Annotated in this window: 1 pseudogene; it reads right to left on the bottom strand. The window is 27.9% G+C overall.

Annotated elements, in window-relative coordinates:
- Nucleotides 1-820, bottom strand: a pseudogene (locus DNC80_RS15775) (regulator); the annotation flags it as partial.
- Nucleotides 821-933 lie beyond the last annotated feature (113 nt).

Below are 933 nucleotides of genomic sequence, written 5' to 3'. Positions count from 1 at the left end.
ATTTATTTTTATAAAGGACACATCCTAGAGAGCCATTCTTTTTTATAAAAGTATTTGCTTCGGTATTCCATGACACTGCCTGATTGTTTGTTATTATAAAAAGACCTTTATCCAAAGTAGTGGCTAGGATCTTATTTTTTTCTAATTCAACCATGCCCCAAATTTCTGAATTATTTAAAGTGTTTAATCCTTTAAGATAATTCAGTTTGCCATTTTTATATTCTAAAATTCCAGATGAAATATCTTGAATATACAATTTGGAATTGGTTAGAAATGAGAATTGAAATCTTTTTGGTGCATTTATGATTTTAATTTTGTTGTTTTTGTAAATAAAGATTCGGTCAAAGGATTGAAAAATAACTTCATCTTTATAGAGATGTATTTTCCAGATAAAGTCAATTATTCCTAATGTTTTTTTATCTAATGAAGTGGAAATAGAAAAATATTCGAGTTTCCCTTTAGAATTGGCTTTAAAATAACCAAACTCATTATAACAGCCCACATAAATTTTTCCGGTTGAGTCTACTTTTAAACATTTAATTGCATCCGAATTTTTTGCTTTGTATTTGTTCCATTTTGACCCGTCAAACTGCAAAAGACCGTCATTATTTCCAAAATAGAGATTGCCATTCTTATCTTGGTCAATATCCCAATTTTGTGTTCCTCCCTTATATTCTGTTCTGGTATAATTCTTTATAAGGGGCAGACCAATTTTTTTTACTTGTCCAAAAAATGATACTGGTAGGCAAAGTAAAATAGAAATCAATATAAGTTTAACCAATTTAATGTTATGATCTTTTTTACTATTTTGGGTTTGCATATGATTTATTTAATTATTTGGAATGGGATAAATTACATTTTCAAATGTCTTTTGAGCTGAATCTAAGGCTCTTTTGCAGATTTTGAGCTAAAGTATTTAATTTATAGTAATTG

It is taken from the genome of Flavobacterium sp. SOK18b, from assembly GCF_014156605.1.
In the GTDB taxonomy this organism is placed as follows: domain Bacteria; phylum Bacteroidota; class Bacteroidia; order Flavobacteriales; family Flavobacteriaceae; genus Flavobacterium; species Flavobacterium tiangeerense.
Note: the sequence above shows the minus strand (reverse complement) of the source record. Positions and strands in the feature narration are given on the sequence as shown.